This window comes from Lentzea alba, assembly GCF_047445655.1.
Lineage (GTDB): Bacteria > Actinomycetota > Actinomycetes > Mycobacteriales > Pseudonocardiaceae > Lentzea > Lentzea alba_A.
Genome location: NZ_JAJAEG010000003.1, coordinates 389,561 through 403,226, shown reverse-complemented (window position 1 = coordinate 403,226; position 13,666 = coordinate 389,561). Strand labels below are relative to the sequence as shown.

Below are 13,666 nucleotides of genomic sequence, written 5' to 3'. Positions count from 1 at the left end.
AGATCGATCCTGCGCCTGGCCCGGTCAGGTGATGCCTCGACCGCCCCGGCCCCCGGCGGTGCCACTTCACCACGCCCGGCCTGGAGGGCTGCCCACCTCGCCGGTTCGCGCACGACCAGCCGGCGACGGGACCAGAGGTGACTCGCATGTCCGTGGAGAACCTGGCGGAGACGTTCGTCGAGCTGGCCGACACGCTGGTCGCGGACTTCGACCCGGTCGACTTCATGCACCTGCTGGCCAACCGCTGCGTGACCACCCTGGGCGTGGACGCCGCCGGCATCCTGCTCGTCGACCAGCAGGGTGAGCTGCGGGTGGTCGGGGCCTCCAGCGACCGCGCCAGGGTGCTCGAGCTGTTCGAGCTCCAGCACCGGCAGGGGCCGTGCATGGAGTGCTACCTCACCAGCGAGCCGGTGTCGGTCACCGGCTTCACCGAGCGACCCCAGCGTTGGCCCGAGTTCTCGTCCGTGGCGGTGTCCGCCGGGTTCGGCTCGGTGCACGCCCTCCCCATGCGGCTGCGCGAGCAGACCGTCGGCGCGCTGAACCTGTTCAGCGTCACCGAGGACGCGCTCAGCGAGTCACGGGTCAGGGTGGCGCGGGCCATGGCGGACGTCGCCACCATCGGCCTGCTGCAGGCCCAGATCATCAGCCGCCGGGAGCTGCTCGCCGGGCAGCTGCAGAACGCCCTGCAGAGCAGGGTGCTCATCGAGCAGGCGAAGGGTGTCCTGGCCGAGCGGCTGCAGATCGGCATGAGCGATGCCTTCCACGCCCTGCGGCGGTACTCGAGAAGTCACCGCCTGCACCTCAGCAGCGTGGCGGAGGACGTCGTCGCCGGCACGATCGACATGACCGCGCTGAGGGCCGCGACGTCCTGAGCTCAGCGCCAGGCCGGGGCGAGGTCCTCCTCGGCGTGGACGACCATCGACTCCAGCACCGGGCCGCCGTACGTGGTGACCATGGCGACGTCGGCGGCGTCCCTGCCGCGACCGATGACGACGCGTCCCTTGCGGGGCTGGTTGTTGCGCGGGTCGAAGGTCCACCAGCGGTCACCCAGCCAGACCTCCATCCACGCCGCGAAGTCCATCGGCGCGCCGTCTGGAGGAGAGTCCAGGTCCGGCAGGTAACCGAAGACGTAGCGAGCGGGAATGTTGAGGGCGCGGCAGAACGAGATCGCGAGGTGCGTGAAGTCGCGGCACACCCCTATTCCCGCGGCGTTGACGTCCGCCGCGGTGGACATCGCCGTGGAGGTGCCGTAGCCGAAGTTCAGCGTCTCGTGGACGTGCTGGCAGATCGCCCGCACCCGGCCGTAACCGGGCGGATGGGCACCGAACCGCGACCAGGCCTCGTCGCCCAGCACATCGGACACGCAGTAGCGGCTGGGCAACGTGTACAGCAGCACGTCGTCGGGCAGGTCGCCGGGTGCCGTCTCGGGCACGTCCTCGTCGACGTCCTCGACGCTGTCGGGCACGTCCACCCAGGCGCTGTAGTGCACTGTGGACAGACCGAACGGCAGCATGAGACGCGCGCATGCGTTGCCGTACAGGTCCAGGTAGTTGCTCACGGGAGTGGTCGGCTCCACGGTCAGGCTGTCGTTGCTCACCCGCACATCGCTGTCGTGCCTGGGGCGCAACAGGAACACCGCCGGTGTGGGCACCTCGGCGCGGTAGGTGAACGCGCAACCGACGCGGAGCAGCCGAGTGCCCCGCGTCGTGTTCGTCGCGCCAGTGCTCCGGCGCGAGGTCAACGCACCCGCTCCGGGATGTGGTCGAGCGCACGCAGCACGTGCACGGCCAGATCCCGCGCGGCCTTGCCGCCCATCTTGGTGCGGCCGGTCAGCACGTCCTCCACCATCTTGACTCTGCGCTCGTAGGCGGACATGTAAGTCGATTCGGTCATCGTGCTTCTCTCATCTCCTGCAGGGGTATGCCACCGCCGCCAGGGCCACCTGCGTCCACAGTGGACTCCATGCGGAGCAGCTCCTCGACGGTGTCTGCGTTGTCGCGCTGGGCGGCGCGCATCATCACGTGGTGGGCGGCGGACGGTTCGGTGTCCGGTGGGACGACGAGCAGCGTCAGCCGGCGCCGGTCCCCCGCGACGACGTCAACGGTGTGCGCAGGCCTGGACCAGAACCCGCTGAGCCGGACGCGGACGCCCTCGGCGGCGATCTGACGTGGCGCGCTCTCCCACTCGGTCAGGTTGTAGCTCACCCGCGGGATCTCGCCCAGCCGAACTGCCAGCACCGCTAGCAGCGCGGGCAGTTCGGCGGCGAGGTCCCGGGATCGCGGCCACCACGCACCGTCGACATACCCCGCGGTGAGCGCCTTCGGCCGCAACCGCAATCGCAGCGGGAACCGAGGCTGCTCATTGGCCGTGACGGCCGATGGGGCGATGGACTGGTGCGGAGCCGACGTCATGCCGAGACTCCCGTCTCCGGCCGAAAAAAATTGGCCGGTTCAGGTTTAGCCGAGTACGACGTGAGCCTGACCGCTCAAGTACGAGATGTTCTCGACAAAATTGACACTACACCCTTTTCAGCACGCTCGACAAATTCGGCGCCCACTATTTCCCGGGAGCCGCGATTATCGTCGACGCTGCTACCTGGCCTGCACCGGACCAGCCTGACACTCGTCCGTTCGGGCGCTGAATTTCACCCCACTTCCAGCAGACGGCTGACGCAGATGGGGAGAAATGATCCGAAGAGTGTGATACCGGCGCTTGCCGAGCTAGGCTGGAGAAATCCCGCCCGGCCCCCGCGGTTGCCTTGCTCTCGTCGCGAAAGGTGACCGGACGTGCCGGACCAACGGGTGACACAAACTTTCGTCGAACTGGCCGACACGCTCGTGGAGCGGTTCGACAGCATCGAGTTCCTGCACGTGCTGGCCGAGCGCAGCGTCGAGCTGCTGCCCGTGGACGCGGCGGGCATCCTGCTGGCCGACGACCAGGGCGCGCTCAGCCTGATGGCGGCGTCCAGTCACCTGGCCCGTCCGCTCGAGCACTTCCTGCTGCAGAGCGAAGACGGGCCGTCCGAGGAGTGTTTCCACTCCGGGCGGACAGTGCGGTGCCCTGACCTGCGCGCGCAGCCGGTGCGGTGGTCGCGGTTCACCGCGGCGGCCGTGAAGCTCGGGTTCACCGCGGTCGACGCGGTGCCGATGCGGTTGCGGGACGACGTCATCGGTTCGCTGAACTTGTTCCGGACATCGCCCGGCGCGCTGTCCGAGGAGGCCTCGGCACTGGCGCAGTCCTTCGCGAACGTCGCGACGATCAGCCTCCTCCAGGTGCAGGTGACCTCGCGGGACCAGGCGGTCGCCGAACGGCTGCAGACCGCGCTGACCAACCACGTCGTGATCGAACAGGCCAGGGGCGCGCTGGCCGAACGTCTGGAGATCGGGGTCGCGGACGCTTTGTCGCTCATGCGGAACTACGCGCGCAACAGCGGCCGGCTGCTGTCCGACGTCGCCCGTCAGGTCAACGAGCGGTCACCGGAGGTCACCGGGCTGACGAGGATCAGCAAGCCGCGGCCCCGCTGGTGACAACAAGGGTGCGTACGGGCACAACAGCGCCTCCTCGACGTCGGCGTGGAGGTCCAGCACGTCGGTCAGACCGGTGACCATCAGAGGCCGACGCACCTGCCGGGTGCTCGCGACGACGCACAGGCGGGTGCCCACCATCAGCGCCTTCTCCTTGGCGACGACCAGAGCGGTGAGGCCGGCCGCGCAGAGCAGGTTCACCCCGTCGAGATCGACGATCAGCTGGTCGGCGGTCCGCAGATGTTCAACGATTCGCTCACCCAGCAACGAGCAGGTGGCCATGTCCACCTCACCGAACACCGTGAGCAGGACAGCGCCGGAGCGGGTCGTCCGCGTGGTGACGGTCAGAAGTTCGGGGCCGACGGTCACAGTGACATCGACTTGTGCCATGAAACCTTCCCTCGTCGGCTAGTCGGCACGCCGGGGTCCAGGGCACTTGCCCGCAACGCTACACCCGTCGGAGGCGGACGCGATAGCTCAGCGGGCCGCTCATCGACCCGCCTCGACGAAGATTCCACAGTGGACGATCACCACCGGGGGCGTACGAACGGTCACGCGGAGGAGTAGCGTTGGGACATCGACAACTCAGCGGACGGTGAACGACCAGGCACGGACTCGGTCCAGGTCACGGCGAGAGTCCGGGCGGGTGCGGCCGTGGTGGCGAGCGTGCTCGTGCTGCTCGCGGCGACGCTGGCGGTGCTGCTCGGCGTCTCCCAGGCGGGCACGGCGGTGCTGGGAGTCCTGGGCTGGCTGGTCGCACTGGCGGCCCACCTGCCGGTGCTGGGCTCAGCGGGCAGGCTGCACGCGGCCCGGCGTCGCGACACGATTCTCTCGGCCTCGTCCGGGATCACGGACGAGGTGGTCCGGCTCGCGCTGGTGCTGATCGCGGTCAGCGGCTTTCCGTCCGCGCTGTGGGCGGGCTTCGGCTGGGCGCTGGCACAGCTCGTGTACATCTCGGCCACCGAGCTGACGAGGTTCAGCTGGCCCATCGGGCGTCAGGCCGCCGAACAGCTGAAGGCTCAGGGCGGGTTCATCAGCACGCATCCGGCACATCGCACCGTCCGGGGCATCGCGTCGATCTCGTTCCACCTCGGCGCGACCCTGCTGCTGGCCGCCGGACCGTGGTGGGTGCTGGCGACCGCATCCGCACACGCTTTGGTGAACGTGGGGTTCGCGAGGTGGGCGAGGAAGCGGCTGGTGCCGGTCGAGCTGTTCGGCGCCGCCGTGAGCGCGGTGCTGTTGCTGGCCGGTCTGTTGGCCTCGGGTTCGGACTGAGTGCGGCTGGGAGCGTGCACCGAGGGATGCACGCTCCCAGCCCGAACCGGAGTCGATCAGTTCTTCTTGAAGGCGTCCTTGACCTTCTCAGCCGCCTCCTTGAGGTGGCCCTTCGTCTGGTCCATCTTGCCCTCGTTCTCGAGCCCCTGGTCGTCAGTCGCGTCGCCGACGCCTTCCTTGACCTTGCCCTTGAGCTGGTCGGCCTTGGCGTCGAACTTGTCGTCAGTGCCCATGTTCTCTTTCCCTTCCCTCCACCTGAGTCTCAGGCGGGACGTCGATCCTCGGATGCCCCCGGCGGCGCACCTCAACCCTCGACCTCGTCACAGACCGTCCGGGTTTGCAGACCACCGAAGCGGGAATCCACGACAGAGGGGCGTGCAGGCACGCACCGCCACTGACCGATGACCCCAGACCCCGGCGTCGGAGAACGACTCCGGAGGTACAGCCGTCGTGACCACCGACCGCGGGGACACGTCGCCCACGCGGAGCGAAGTTCCCTCCGCGCTGCGCGTGAGTGCCGCGCTGGGCTGGCGCTTTCTCGTCGTCGTGGCCTCGCTCTACGTCATCGGCGTGATCTTCAGCAGGCTGGCGTCGCTCGCCGTGCCGCTCGCGATCGCGTTGCTGCTGGCGGCGTTGCTCGCGCCGGCCGTCGGTTTCCTGATGGCGCACCGGTTTCCCCGCGGCCTCGCCACCGTCGTGGTGCTCATCGGCGGGCTGGTCGTCCTCGGCGGGCTGCTCACGTTCGTCGTGATGACCTTCATCAACGGCGTGCCGGATCTGGCCGCACAACTGGCCCGCAGCATCGACGCGGTGTCCGCCTGGCTCGTCAACGGACCGCTGCAGCTCAGCGAGACACAGCTGCGCGACCTCGCCGACCGGATCGTGAAAACCTTGCAGGACAACCAGTCCGGCATCACGTCGAGCGCCATCACCACGGCCGCGACGGTCGGCGAGACCTTCGTCGAGATGTTGCTGGTGCTGTTCGCCCTCGCGTTCTTCCTCTACGACGGCCCGCGGATCTGGCAGTTCCTCATCCGCGTCGTCCCCGACGGACCCCGCAGGCGCGTGGACGTCGCGGGCCGGCGCAGCCTCGCCGCGCTGGTCAGCTACGTCCGCGCGACCGGAGCCGTCGCCGTGGTGGACGCGCTCGGCATCGGCATCGGACTGGCCGTGCTGCGCGTGCCGCTGGCGGTTCCGTTGGCAGCACTGGTGTTCATCGGCGCGTTCGTCCCGATCTTCGGCGCCGTGGTGGCCGGCGGTGTGGCCGTGCTCATCGCGCTCGTCGCGAACGGCCCGGTGACCGCGGCGATCGTCCTGATCATCACCATCGCGGTGAACCAGCTCGAAAGCCATGTCCTGCAACCGTTCCTGCTGGGACGGGCGGTGAAGCTCCACCCGCTCGCGGTGGTGATCGCCATCGCGTCCGGACTGCTCGTCGCGGGCATCGCGGGCGCCCTGCTCGCGGTACCGCTGCTGGCGGTGCTCAACTCCGCGATCCGCTCCCTGCTGAGCGAGGCTGACGAACACGTGGCACCCGCCGACGTGCACACCAGCTCACCCGAAGAGTCAGGGCCGGACGAACCCGGCCTGGACACCGAAGCCGACCAACCGAAAACCGGAGCAGGTACATGACCTCAACGCACGACGTGCTGCCGTCGACATCCGACAGATCTCGCGGCAGCGACTTCGCCCGTCTGACCAAGGAACTCAAGGCAGCCGGTCTGCTGGATCGCCGCCGCGGCTACTACGTGCTGCGCATGGCGATCAACGGCGTCATGCTCGGCGCGATCGCGGTGACGTTCGCACTGCTGGGCAACTCCTGGTGGCAGGTGCTCCTCGCGGTCGCCCTGGCCGTCGCCTCGACCCAGCTGGCGTTCATCGGGCACGACGCGGGCCATCGGCAGATCTTCCGCAGTCACCGCAACAACAACGTCGTCGGCCACCTGCACGGCAGCCTCACCGGGATCAGCTACCAGTGGTGGGTGGCCAAGCACAACCGCCACCACGCCAACCCCAACCACGAGGGCCACGACCCGGACATCGAGATCCACGCCCTCGCGTTCAGCCGCGCACAGGCTCACGGCAAACGCGGCGTGAACGCCTGGATCACCAAGCACCAGGCGCTCCTGTTCTTCCCGCTGCTGCTGGCCGAAGCGGCCGTGCTGCGGATCTCCGGCCTGGTCGCCTTGTGCCGCAAGGAACTGCGCAACCCGTGGCGGGAGGCCGCACTCCAGATCGTGCCACTGGTCGCCTACCTGGCAGCGGTGTTCCTCGTGCTCTCGCCGCTGAAGGCCGTCGTGTTCATCGTCGTGCACCAAGGCCTGATGGGTGTGTACCTCGGGTGCTCGTTCGCACCGAACCACAAGGGAATGCCCATCATCGCCGAGGGCCAGCGCCTCGACCACCTCCACAAGCAGGTGCTGACCTCGCGCAACGTCACCGGCGGCCGGTGGGTCGACGCGCTGCTGGGCGGCCTGAACCACCAGATCGAGCACCACCTCTACCCGCACATGCCCCGGCCCAACCTGCGCCGTGCGCAGCCCGTCGTGGAGGAGTTCTGCCTCCGGCACGGCATCCCGTACAGCAAGACGACCATGATCCGCTCGTACGCCCAGGTGTTGCGCCACCTGCACGACGCCGGCGCACCCCTGCGCCGCGCGGCACGGTGACTCAGCCGGCCGCCATGTGCAGGGAGAGGTCGCGGACGACGAGAGTCGCCGACTCGGGGCTCTCCGGCAGCACGAAGTCGATGGTGTCGCCGGTGAGCTCGAACTCCCCCTGAGGAGGGAAGGCCGCGGTGGTCACCCGCCACCGCGCGGGCGCACTGGCGTCCAGCTGGATCAGGCCGCCCGGCTGGGTGACCGTCGCCGACAACGGCACCATCAGGTCGTACGCCACCCGGCCACCACCCTGCGGGCGTGCCGTGACGGTGCCCGCCTGTTCCAGCTCGACGGTGCCACCGTCCTCCGCCCCACCCGCGTCCGGCAGCTCGGCCACCAGCTTGAACCCGGTGAGCCGCAACGTGTTCGAGCCGCGCTCGAGGCGGCACTCCCCGACGAAGTCCAGCACCATCGTCTTCGCGCGCAGGGTGACCTCGGTCCCCTCCGCGCGGCAGCGCAACGCGATCTCGGACGAACGGGAAGCAGAAGGCGTGACCATGCCGATGCGGTACCCGAGGCCGCGGCGGCGAAACCCGTGTACCGTTGACGGCAGGGATGGATGCGTTTCGCACCCCCGCACCTATGAGCGCCGTGCAGTCTCTCCGGCTCTGCCACACTCGCCAAGACCACGCACAGGACGCGAAGAAAGTTGGAACCCCAGTTGAGCAAGTACCCGGCTGACCAGCCGTTCAGTCACCCCGACACGCACGAATCGCACGAGACGCCGAGCTCTTCCGAGGCCGGCCAGCCGTCCTGGACGAACCTCTTCCAGGAGCCGGTGACACCGCAGCAGGCTTCTTCGGAGCACTGAGAAGCGTCACCTTCTCTTCGGCCAGGGAATCAGCATCATCACGCCGGCGCCGGCGCACAGCAGCCCGATCGTCGTCCACAGCTGCTGCCCCGTCATGAAGCTCCCCTTCAGGTAGCCCAGCCCCTGTGCCGTCCACACCCCACCGAGCAGGAGCAGCACGACACCGAGCCCGATCACCAGTTTTCTGCTCATGCCGCGCAGCCTACCGACCGGCCCGCCACGTTGGGTCCACAGTGGACTCGACCCGGGCCGGCCAGCCGTTCGCGAGCTGACCTGAGTAGTGTCGGGATCCATGTCGGAAGAACAAGGCGGCCCCGCGCTGGAGCCCACGCTGTCCGAATGGCTCAAAGCGCGCGAAGAGACCGCCCGCCACCTGGCGACCGGTGCGCCGCGGTCGGTGGACGAGGTCTGGGTGCAGCGGCTCGCCGATCTGCTCGCGACCGAGCGGTCGTGGCAGGAGCAGTACACCGACCTGGTCGCGCTCGGCAGCCCGGACGGCAGGTTCCCCTCGTCAAACCGCTGAGCCCGCTGTCAACGCACGCCGAACGGGTTGTGCTCGTCCCGCGGAACGGGCACGGGCACCGCGATGGCCGGGTCCGTCGACAACGGTCGCCAGCTCCCGGCGAAATACGGATTCCGCATCAGTCCATGGCCTCGTGTCGCGACCAAAGCCGCGGTGGTGCAGAGCAGCTCCGAGTTCATCCCGGCGCTCCCGCCTCCGGCCGAACCGGCCGGACTTCGTGATGCGCCCAAGGCGGCACCAGCTTGACCGCTGCTGCACGACGTGCCCTCGGTGACTCAACCCTACTCCGCTGGGAGTCCGCCGCCGCGTTCAACGCTCAGGGTGCGTAGCGTTCCATGCACTCGGCGAGGTCCGACCACCCCAGGAGCGGACGGCCCGCCACCGGGGCCTCCCTCGTGCCGACGTTGCCCATGGACTCGGCCACCAGACGTGCCACGGCCTCAGGCGCCTGCACGATGTCGCCGGTCGAGCGGGCGAGCACGATCAGCGGTTCGGAGGGATCGGTCTCGATCGACACCGCCCAGCCCTGCGTCGCGCTCCAGACGAGCATGACGTCACGGTCCGGGTGGGCCGCCGCGCGGCACCCGAGCGCGATGTAGGCCGTCGCGGTGTCGGTGACCTCGAAGCTGATGCCGTCGCGCGGCACGCCGAGGGCGTCCGCGACCTTGCCCACATAACGCTCAAGGGCGCCTTGCAGCAGGTACGTGCCCTCGGACGTGGCAGCGGGCACGAAGGTCCTGCTGCGCGAGATCCGATCGTCGTTGATGGGAGCGGTCGCTGCCATGCGGACTCCGTCTTCCTCAGGTCGCTGCGGAGCAACGCGGGTGGGGCACACAGACCGCGGAGGTGGCGAAGCGAATGGACGAGCCGATCAACGGCCCTGCCCCTCCACTGTAGCCGCTCGGGATGGAGATGAGCGCACGCCGCACGCAGGTCCACGGCCCGTGGGGTAGGGTTGGAGGCGTTGGGGTTCCAGTTGCCGGCATCCAGCCGCCGCGGCCCCCGACCCGATCCGGTCCCGGTGCGTCTCTCTCCGGCCGGGGATGGGAGCGCCGGCTTGCCGCCGGATCGCCCGTACTTCTCGTCGTCGCCCTTGAACGAATTCCGCTCCTTCCGAGGGCTGGTGCACGCATGACACGACCTACACCGCACGGCAGGGCGAAGGGAGCCGCAATCGGCTTCACGGAGGCCCGCGTCGCCGCCGAAGCGGCTGAAGCCGTTCAGCAACGCCAGGCCGCACGCAGGGTCGCGGAGCACTCTCGCGACGCCGGTGACTGCATGGACCTCCTCCTGATGCTGGGACTGTCCGGGGTCGCGCCGCGCCCACCGCACGGCCACCCCGTGAACACGACTTTCCCGGATGCGCTCGACGTGTTCCGGTCGACCGAAGGAGCTCGTCGATGACCCAGGGAACCGTCAAGTGGTTCAGCGGCAGCAAGGGATTCGGCTTCATCGCTCCCGAGGACGGCGGACCCGACGTCTTCGTGCACCACTCCGAGGTCCAGGAGTACGCCTACCAGGGCATCCCGGACAACCAGCGGGTGGAGTTCGAGATCAACCAGGGACCCAAGGGCCCCCAGGCGATGTCCGTCCGCGTTCTCTGACGCGTGTGCTGGGCGGCGAAGACTCTTCACCCGCCCAGCACGCTTTCCCACCGGGTCGGTCACGCGCGTCTCGGTTGGTTCCACCTGGACGATCCAGCATGATCTGCGTCATGCGCAGCTCACTGTTCAACCACCAGGAACGGCCCGTCGAGCCGGGAAGCTTCCAACTGCAGAACGAACGCATGCTCAAGGTGGACCTCACCGGCAGCGGCGGTTTCTTCTACGCCAAGCAGGGGTCGATGGTCGCCTACCAGGGTGAGGTCGACTTCGCCTACGAGGGCAGCGGCGGCCTCGGCAAGCTGTTCAAGAAGGCCCTGACCGGCGAGGGCATGTCGCTGATGAAGGTCTCGGGCAGCGGAGACGTGTTCCTCGCCCAGGACGCCGACGAGATCTTCGTGCTGTACCTGGAGAACGAGGGCGTCACCGTCAACGGCAAGAACGTGCTCGCCTTCGACAGCTCGCTCAAGTGGGACATCAACCGCACCGAAGGCGCGTCGATGCTCAGCGGCGGCCTGTTCAACACGACGTTCCACGGCACCGGAGCGCTGGCCGTCACCGCCTACGGGACGCCGGTCGTGCTGAACGTGGACGTGCCGACGTACGTCGACATGCAGGCCGCCGTGCTGTGGTCCACCTCGCTGCAGTCCTCGATCCGCAAGACGGCCAAGGTCGGTGCGATCATCGGACGCGGCTCCGGTGAGGCGTACCAGCTCGCGCTGTCGGGTCAGGGCATCGTGGTCGTGCAGGCGTCGGAAGGTCACCCCATCCCGACTTCGGCCTGACGAGCCGCATGGGCGCGAATGAGGTTGTGCATGCTGTAGCGGCCCTGCGCGTCCTTGGTGAGCAGTGACAGCGTCTCCATTCTGGTCAGCAAGGTGCGTGCCGCGCTCACGTTGAGCCCCAACAGCTTTGCGGCCGCGGCGAGGCTGATGTCCGACTCTGGTGCGATGCCGAGCAACACGAAGGACCGCAGCTCGTCCGGCGTCAGGCAGCGCAACGACCAGGACAGCACAGCGGTCAGGGACGCCTCGGCCTCGTCGCCGTCCAGCGCGACGGGGCCGAACTCCCGCAGGTCGTCGGCGAACCGGGTCAGCGGCATCTCGGGATGAGCCAGGGCGTCCCCGGCGAGAACGCTGAGAGCCAGGGGAAATCCGTCGCACCGGACGATGAGCTCGTCGACCGCCGCCGGGTCGACCCCGGTCCGTGCCGGGCCGAGCCGGTCGGTGAGCAGTGCGCGGGCCTCCGGTGCCGGCAGCCTGTCCAGTGCGATGTGCCGGGCACCGTGCCCGGAGACCAGGCCGGGCAGCCTTCTGCGACTGGTCACGACGACGGCGCAGGTGTCGCCGCCCGGCAGCAGCGGCACGACCTGGGCGGTGTCGGCGGCGTTGTCCAGCACCAGCAGCATTCGCCGGTCCACCACCAGACTGCGGAACAGCGCGGTCTGGGCGTGCAGGTCGGCCGGGCAGCGGTGCACGCCCAGCGCGTCGAGGAACCCGCGCAACGCCACCTCGGGTGGCATGGGTGCCGCCTCGGGAGCGAACCCGCGCAGGTCGACGAACAACTGGCCGTCCGGGAAACGGGCCGCGTTGCGGTTCGCCCAGTGCAGAGCCAGCCACGTCTTGCCCATGCCGCCCGCCCCGGCGACGGCGAAGATCCCCGGCTGGTCGCCGAGTTGTGCCAGCGCGTCGTGCCTGCCCACGAACGACGACGGCGCCCCTGGTAGTTGCCGAGGCACCACAACGGGTTCAGGACACGCCTGCCGTGCCCCGGCGAGCACCTCCCTGTGCACTTCCTGCAACCCAGCACCCGGTTCGGTGCCGAGCTCCTCCACCAGCCGGTCCCGGATCACGAGGTAGTGCGCCAGCGCGTCCGCCACCCGCCCGGCCGCAGCCAGCGCGCGAAGGTATTGACCCGCAACACGTTCGTCCAGCGGTTGAGCCGCCGCGCGTTCGCACAGCACGGCGACCAGTCCGTCCGTCTGCCCGGTGCGCAGCCGTGCGTCGACCAGCTCGTGTTCCGCGGCAAGGCGTTCCAGGTGCAGCCGGTCGCGTTCCGCGTGCGCCCACTCCCCCGGCAGGCCGGTCAGCGCGTCGCCCCGCCACAACGCGAGCGCCTCGGTCAGCAGTTCCGTCCGTTCGGCGTCGGTGCTCTGCCTGGCGCGGACGCACAGCTCACGGAACCGGCGCAGGTCCGTGTCGTCCTCGGCCAGCACGTACCCGCCCGGCCTGCGCACGATCTGCTCGCCCAACTCCCGCTTGAGCCTGGAAACGTAGCTGTACAACGTTTTCTGCGCCCGCGCGGGCACTTCGTCCGCCCAGATGCGGTTCATCAGCCGCTCGTCCGGCACCACCCGGCCCGCGTCCACCGCCAGCGCCGCGAGCACACATCGTTGCCTGCCGTGCCCCAGGTCCGCCTGCCGACCGTCGATCTGGACAGTCACCTCGCCCAGCAGGTTGATCACCGTCATGCGTTCCTCCCCCAAGGACCCGACAGTCCTGCCTACCAGGGAATTGCAGATCCGCCCAACATCCGCACATCCAGTTGCGCCCACCCTGACGCAGCAAACCAACGACACGGGGGGCGGCTTTGAAGGCAAGCAGGACAATCCGGGCGCTGCTCGGCGCGTTCGCGGCGCTGGTGCTCACGGCGGGGGCCGTCATGCCGGCGATGGCCCAGGGGTCACCTGGCGACATCATCACCGACACGACCGAGGTGTCACCGCAGGCAGTGGGCTGGTTCAACGAGGTCGCCACCGTGCAGACGCCGTACCAATGCCCGGCACGCACTGCAACAGGGGCGAAGCCCGGCCGGGTCAGGTGCTCGCCGAGGTTTGCGTCATCCCCGTCGACGGCATCCGATGGGCGCTCGTTCACAACCGGGCCAACGGTCACACCGGCTTCATCAACGCGCTTCGCCTGAAGCACGCGGACCCGCCGACCCACTGCAACGACGTCGGCCGGTTCGGAATCGTTGCCGAGAACGGGCCGCTGCATCAATGCCCAGAAGATTTCTGCAACCGGGGCGAGGCGACGAACCTCCACCATCTCCGCTTGATCTGCCACATCGGCCGGAGCGACGGTACGGCGTGGGTCTGGATGTTCAACCGCACCAACCACCACGAGGGCTTCTACCACGTATCGGGGAGCGCCGGCCTGCCTGTCTGCTGAGCCGGTAGAGGTGTGAGCAAGGCCCGTCCCGCACGAGGGGCGGGCCTCTTGCCGTGGCGAGCACGGCGTGTGACACTTTGTCCATTATTTGACAGTTTGTTC

At 68.8% G+C, this 13,666-nt stretch carries 21 protein-coding genes; 11 read left to right on the top strand and 10 right to left on the bottom strand.

The window, feature by feature from the left end; genetic code table 11:
• The first annotated feature begins 146 nt into the window (after nucleotides 1–146).
• Nucleotides 147–872 (top strand): GAF and ANTAR domain-containing protein, encoded by a 726-nt coding sequence (locus tag LFM09_RS07390; RefSeq protein WP_414095529.1) that lies wholly within the window; start codon nucleotides 147–149, stop codon nucleotides 870–872.
• A gap of 2 nt (nucleotides 873–874) precedes the next feature.
• Here LFM09_RS07390 and LFM09_RS07385 read toward each other — a convergent pair whose 3' ends face one another.
• From LFM09_RS07385 to LFM09_RS07375, 3 genes are read right to left on the bottom strand one after another with little or no spacing between them, the layout of a single operon-like run.
• Nucleotides 875–1,741, bottom strand: a complete 867-nt coding sequence (locus LFM09_RS07385) for a transglutaminase domain-containing protein (RefSeq protein ID WP_414095528.1) — start codon at nucleotides 1,739–1,741, stop codon at nucleotides 875–877.
• A complete protein-coding gene (locus LFM09_RS07380; protein ID WP_414095527.1) occupies nucleotides 1,738–1,893 on the bottom strand; it encodes a DUF6307 family protein in 156 nt (51 codons plus the stop codon). Before LFM09_RS07380 ends, LFM09_RS07385 begins: the two co-directional genes overlap by 4 nt.
• Nucleotides 1,890–2,411 carry a DUF5994 family protein gene (locus tag LFM09_RS07375; RefSeq protein ID WP_414095526.1) on the bottom strand — a complete coding sequence of 174 codons (522 nt, stop codon included), beginning with the start codon at nucleotides 2,409–2,411 and terminating at the stop codon, nucleotides 1,890–1,892. The genes LFM09_RS07380 and LFM09_RS07375 overlap by 4 nt, the downstream gene beginning before the upstream one ends.
• A 375-nt stretch (nucleotides 2,412–2,786) precedes the next feature.
• Here LFM09_RS07375 and LFM09_RS07370 point away from each other — a divergent pair, with 375 nt between their 5' ends.
• The gene (locus LFM09_RS07370; protein WP_414095525.1) at nucleotides 2,787–3,527 is read left to right on the top strand and encodes an ANTAR domain-containing protein; all 741 of its coding nucleotides are present in this window, start codon (nucleotides 2,787–2,789) and stop codon (nucleotides 3,525–3,527) included.
• On the opposite strand, the gene LFM09_RS07365 is transcribed toward LFM09_RS07370, so the two are convergent.
• On the bottom strand, nucleotides 3,474–3,914 hold the full coding sequence (locus LFM09_RS07365) for an STAS domain-containing protein (RefSeq protein WP_414095524.1): 441 nt from the start codon (nucleotides 3,912–3,914) through the stop codon (nucleotides 3,474–3,476). The genes LFM09_RS07370 and LFM09_RS07365 overlap by 54 nt on opposite strands.
• Nucleotides 3,915–4,178: 264 nt before the next feature.
• On the opposite strand from LFM09_RS07365, the gene LFM09_RS07360 reads away from it, so the two are divergent.
• Nucleotides 4,179–4,799, top strand: coding sequence for a hypothetical protein (locus tag LFM09_RS07360; protein ID WP_414095523.1), 621 nt, complete (start codon nucleotides 4,179–4,181; stop codon nucleotides 4,797–4,799).
• Between the two features lie 56 nt (nucleotides 4,800–4,855).
• On the opposite strand, the gene LFM09_RS07355 is transcribed toward LFM09_RS07360, so the two are convergent.
• Nucleotides 4,856–5,032 (bottom strand): CsbD family protein, encoded by a 177-nt coding sequence (locus LFM09_RS07355; RefSeq protein WP_414095522.1) that lies wholly within the window; start codon nucleotides 5,030–5,032, stop codon nucleotides 4,856–4,858.
• A 217-nt stretch (nucleotides 5,033–5,249) separates the two neighbouring features.
• Here LFM09_RS07355 and LFM09_RS07350 point away from each other — a divergent pair, with 217 nt between their 5' ends.
• Nucleotides 5,250–6,431 (top strand): AI-2E family transporter, encoded by a 1,182-nt coding sequence (locus LFM09_RS07350; protein WP_414095521.1) that lies wholly within the window; start codon nucleotides 5,250–5,252, stop codon nucleotides 6,429–6,431.
• Nucleotides 6,428–7,468, top strand: coding sequence for a fatty acid desaturase family protein (locus tag LFM09_RS07345; RefSeq protein WP_414095520.1), 1,041 nt, complete (start codon nucleotides 6,428–6,430; stop codon nucleotides 7,466–7,468). The genes LFM09_RS07350 and LFM09_RS07345 overlap by 4 nt, the downstream gene beginning before the upstream one ends.
• Nucleotide 7,469: 1 nt before the next feature.
• Here the strand turns inward: LFM09_RS07345 and LFM09_RS07340 are convergent, their stop codons facing one another.
• Nucleotides 7,470–7,958, bottom strand: a complete 489-nt coding sequence (locus LFM09_RS07340; protein ID WP_414095519.1) for a hypothetical protein — start codon at nucleotides 7,956–7,958, stop codon at nucleotides 7,470–7,472.
• Between the two features lie 162 nt (nucleotides 7,959–8,120).
• Here LFM09_RS07340 and LFM09_RS07335 point away from each other — a divergent pair, with 162 nt between their 5' ends.
• Nucleotides 8,121–8,270 carry a hypothetical protein gene (locus tag LFM09_RS07335; protein WP_414095518.1) on the top strand — a complete coding sequence of 50 codons (150 nt, stop codon included), beginning with the start codon at nucleotides 8,121–8,123 and terminating at the stop codon, nucleotides 8,268–8,270.
• Nucleotides 8,271–8,276: 6 nt separating this feature from the next.
• Here the strand turns inward: LFM09_RS07335 and LFM09_RS07330 are convergent, their stop codons facing one another.
• Nucleotides 8,277–8,462 carry a hypothetical protein gene (locus LFM09_RS07330; protein WP_414095517.1) on the bottom strand — a complete coding sequence of 62 codons (186 nt, stop codon included), beginning with the start codon at nucleotides 8,460–8,462 and terminating at the stop codon, nucleotides 8,277–8,279.
• Between the two features lie 100 nt (nucleotides 8,463–8,562).
• Between LFM09_RS07330 and LFM09_RS07325 the strand changes: the two genes are divergently transcribed.
• Nucleotides 8,563–8,793 carry a hypothetical protein gene (locus LFM09_RS07325; protein ID WP_414095516.1) on the top strand — a complete coding sequence of 77 codons (231 nt, stop codon included), beginning with the start codon at nucleotides 8,563–8,565 and terminating at the stop codon, nucleotides 8,791–8,793.
• 8 nt (nucleotides 8,794–8,801) lie between these two features.
• On the opposite strand, the gene LFM09_RS07320 is transcribed toward LFM09_RS07325, so the two are convergent.
• Both LFM09_RS07320 and LFM09_RS07315 read right to left on the bottom strand, forming a co-directional pair.
• Nucleotides 8,802–8,972 carry a hypothetical protein gene (locus LFM09_RS07320; RefSeq protein WP_414095515.1) on the bottom strand — a complete coding sequence of 57 codons (171 nt, stop codon included), beginning with the start codon at nucleotides 8,970–8,972 and terminating at the stop codon, nucleotides 8,802–8,804.
• Between the two features lie 137 nt (nucleotides 8,973–9,109).
• Nucleotides 9,110–9,577: a DUF6292 family protein gene (locus LFM09_RS07315; RefSeq protein ID WP_414095514.1), complete on the bottom strand. Its 468-nt coding sequence runs from the start codon at nucleotides 9,575–9,577 to the stop codon at nucleotides 9,110–9,112.
• A 347-nt stretch (nucleotides 9,578–9,924) separates the two neighbouring features.
• Here LFM09_RS07315 and LFM09_RS07310 point away from each other — a divergent pair, with 347 nt between their 5' ends.
• From LFM09_RS07310 to LFM09_RS07300, 3 genes are all read left to right on the top strand, one after another.
• A complete protein-coding gene (locus LFM09_RS07310) occupies nucleotides 9,925–10,197 on the top strand; it encodes a hypothetical protein (RefSeq protein ID WP_414095513.1) in 273 nt (90 codons plus the stop codon).
• Nucleotides 10,194–10,397 (top strand): cold-shock protein, encoded by a 204-nt coding sequence (locus tag LFM09_RS07305; RefSeq protein WP_414095512.1) that lies wholly within the window; start codon nucleotides 10,194–10,196, stop codon nucleotides 10,395–10,397. Before LFM09_RS07310 ends, LFM09_RS07305 begins: the two co-directional genes overlap by 4 nt.
• Before the next feature lie 110 nt (nucleotides 10,398–10,507).
• The gene (locus LFM09_RS07300; RefSeq protein ID WP_414095511.1) at nucleotides 10,508–11,179 is read left to right on the top strand and encodes an AIM24 family protein; all 672 of its coding nucleotides are present in this window, start codon (nucleotides 10,508–10,510) and stop codon (nucleotides 11,177–11,179) included.
• On the opposite strand, the gene LFM09_RS07295 is transcribed toward LFM09_RS07300, so the two are convergent.
• Nucleotides 11,155–12,864 (bottom strand): BTAD domain-containing putative transcriptional regulator, encoded by a 1,710-nt coding sequence (locus LFM09_RS07295; RefSeq protein ID WP_414095510.1) that lies wholly within the window; start codon nucleotides 12,862–12,864, stop codon nucleotides 11,155–11,157. The genes LFM09_RS07300 and LFM09_RS07295 overlap by 25 nt on opposite strands.
• Before the next feature lie 304 nt (nucleotides 12,865–13,168).
• On the opposite strand from LFM09_RS07295, the gene LFM09_RS07290 reads away from it, so the two are divergent.
• Nucleotides 13,169–13,564: a hypothetical protein gene (locus LFM09_RS07290; RefSeq protein WP_414095509.1), complete on the top strand. Its 396-nt coding sequence runs from the start codon at nucleotides 13,169–13,171 to the stop codon at nucleotides 13,562–13,564.
• The last annotated feature ends 102 nt before the right edge of the window (nucleotides 13,565–13,666 follow it).

Coding starts and splice junctions, on each gene's coding strand:
- LFM09_RS07355 (WP_414095522.1), bottom strand. CDS start 5,032: ATGGGCACTGACGACAAGTTCGACGCCAAGGCCGACCAGCTCAAGGGC.
- LFM09_RS07305 (WP_414095512.1), top strand. CDS start 10,194: ATGACCCAGGGAACCGTCAAGTGGTTCAGCGGCAGCAAGGGATTCGGC.
- LFM09_RS07390 (WP_414095529.1), top strand. CDS start 147: ATGTCCGTGGAGAACCTGGCGGAGACGTTCGTCGAGCTGGCCGACACG.
- LFM09_RS07345 (WP_414095520.1), top strand. CDS start 6,428: ATGACCTCAACGCACGACGTGCTGCCGTCGACATCCGACAGATCTCGC.
- LFM09_RS07325 (WP_414095516.1), top strand. CDS start 8,563: ATGTCGGAAGAACAAGGCGGCCCCGCGCTGGAGCCCACGCTGTCCGAA.
- LFM09_RS07295 (WP_414095510.1), bottom strand. CDS start 12,864: ATGACGGTGATCAACCTGCTGGGCGAGGTGACTGTCCAGATCGACGGT.
- LFM09_RS07310 (WP_414095513.1), top strand. CDS start 9,925: ATGACACGACCTACACCGCACGGCAGGGCGAAGGGAGCCGCAATCGGC.
- LFM09_RS07365 (WP_414095524.1), bottom strand. CDS start 3,914: ATGGCACAAGTCGATGTCACTGTGACCGTCGGCCCCGAACTTCTGACC.
- LFM09_RS07315 (WP_414095514.1), bottom strand. CDS start 9,577: ATGGCAGCGACCGCTCCCATCAACGACGATCGGATCTCGCGCAGCAGG.
- LFM09_RS07375 (WP_414095526.1), bottom strand. CDS start 2,411: ATGACGTCGGCTCCGCACCAGTCCATCGCCCCATCGGCCGTCACGGCC.
- LFM09_RS07320 (WP_414095515.1), bottom strand. CDS start 8,972: ATGAACTCGGAGCTGCTCTGCACCACCGCGGCTTTGGTCGCGACACGA.
- LFM09_RS07290 (WP_414095509.1), top strand. CDS start 13,169: ATGCCCGGCACGCACTGCAACAGGGGCGAAGCCCGGCCGGGTCAGGTG.
- LFM09_RS07380 (WP_414095527.1), bottom strand. CDS start 1,893: ATGACCGAATCGACTTACATGTCCGCCTACGAGCGCAGAGTCAAGATG.
- LFM09_RS07340 (WP_414095519.1), bottom strand. CDS start 7,958: ATGGTCACGCCTTCTGCTTCCCGTTCGTCCGAGATCGCGTTGCGCTGC.
- LFM09_RS07300 (WP_414095511.1), top strand. CDS start 10,508: ATGCGCAGCTCACTGTTCAACCACCAGGAACGGCCCGTCGAGCCGGGA.
- LFM09_RS07330 (WP_414095517.1), bottom strand. CDS start 8,462: ATGAGCAGAAAACTGGTGATCGGGCTCGGTGTCGTGCTGCTCCTGCTC.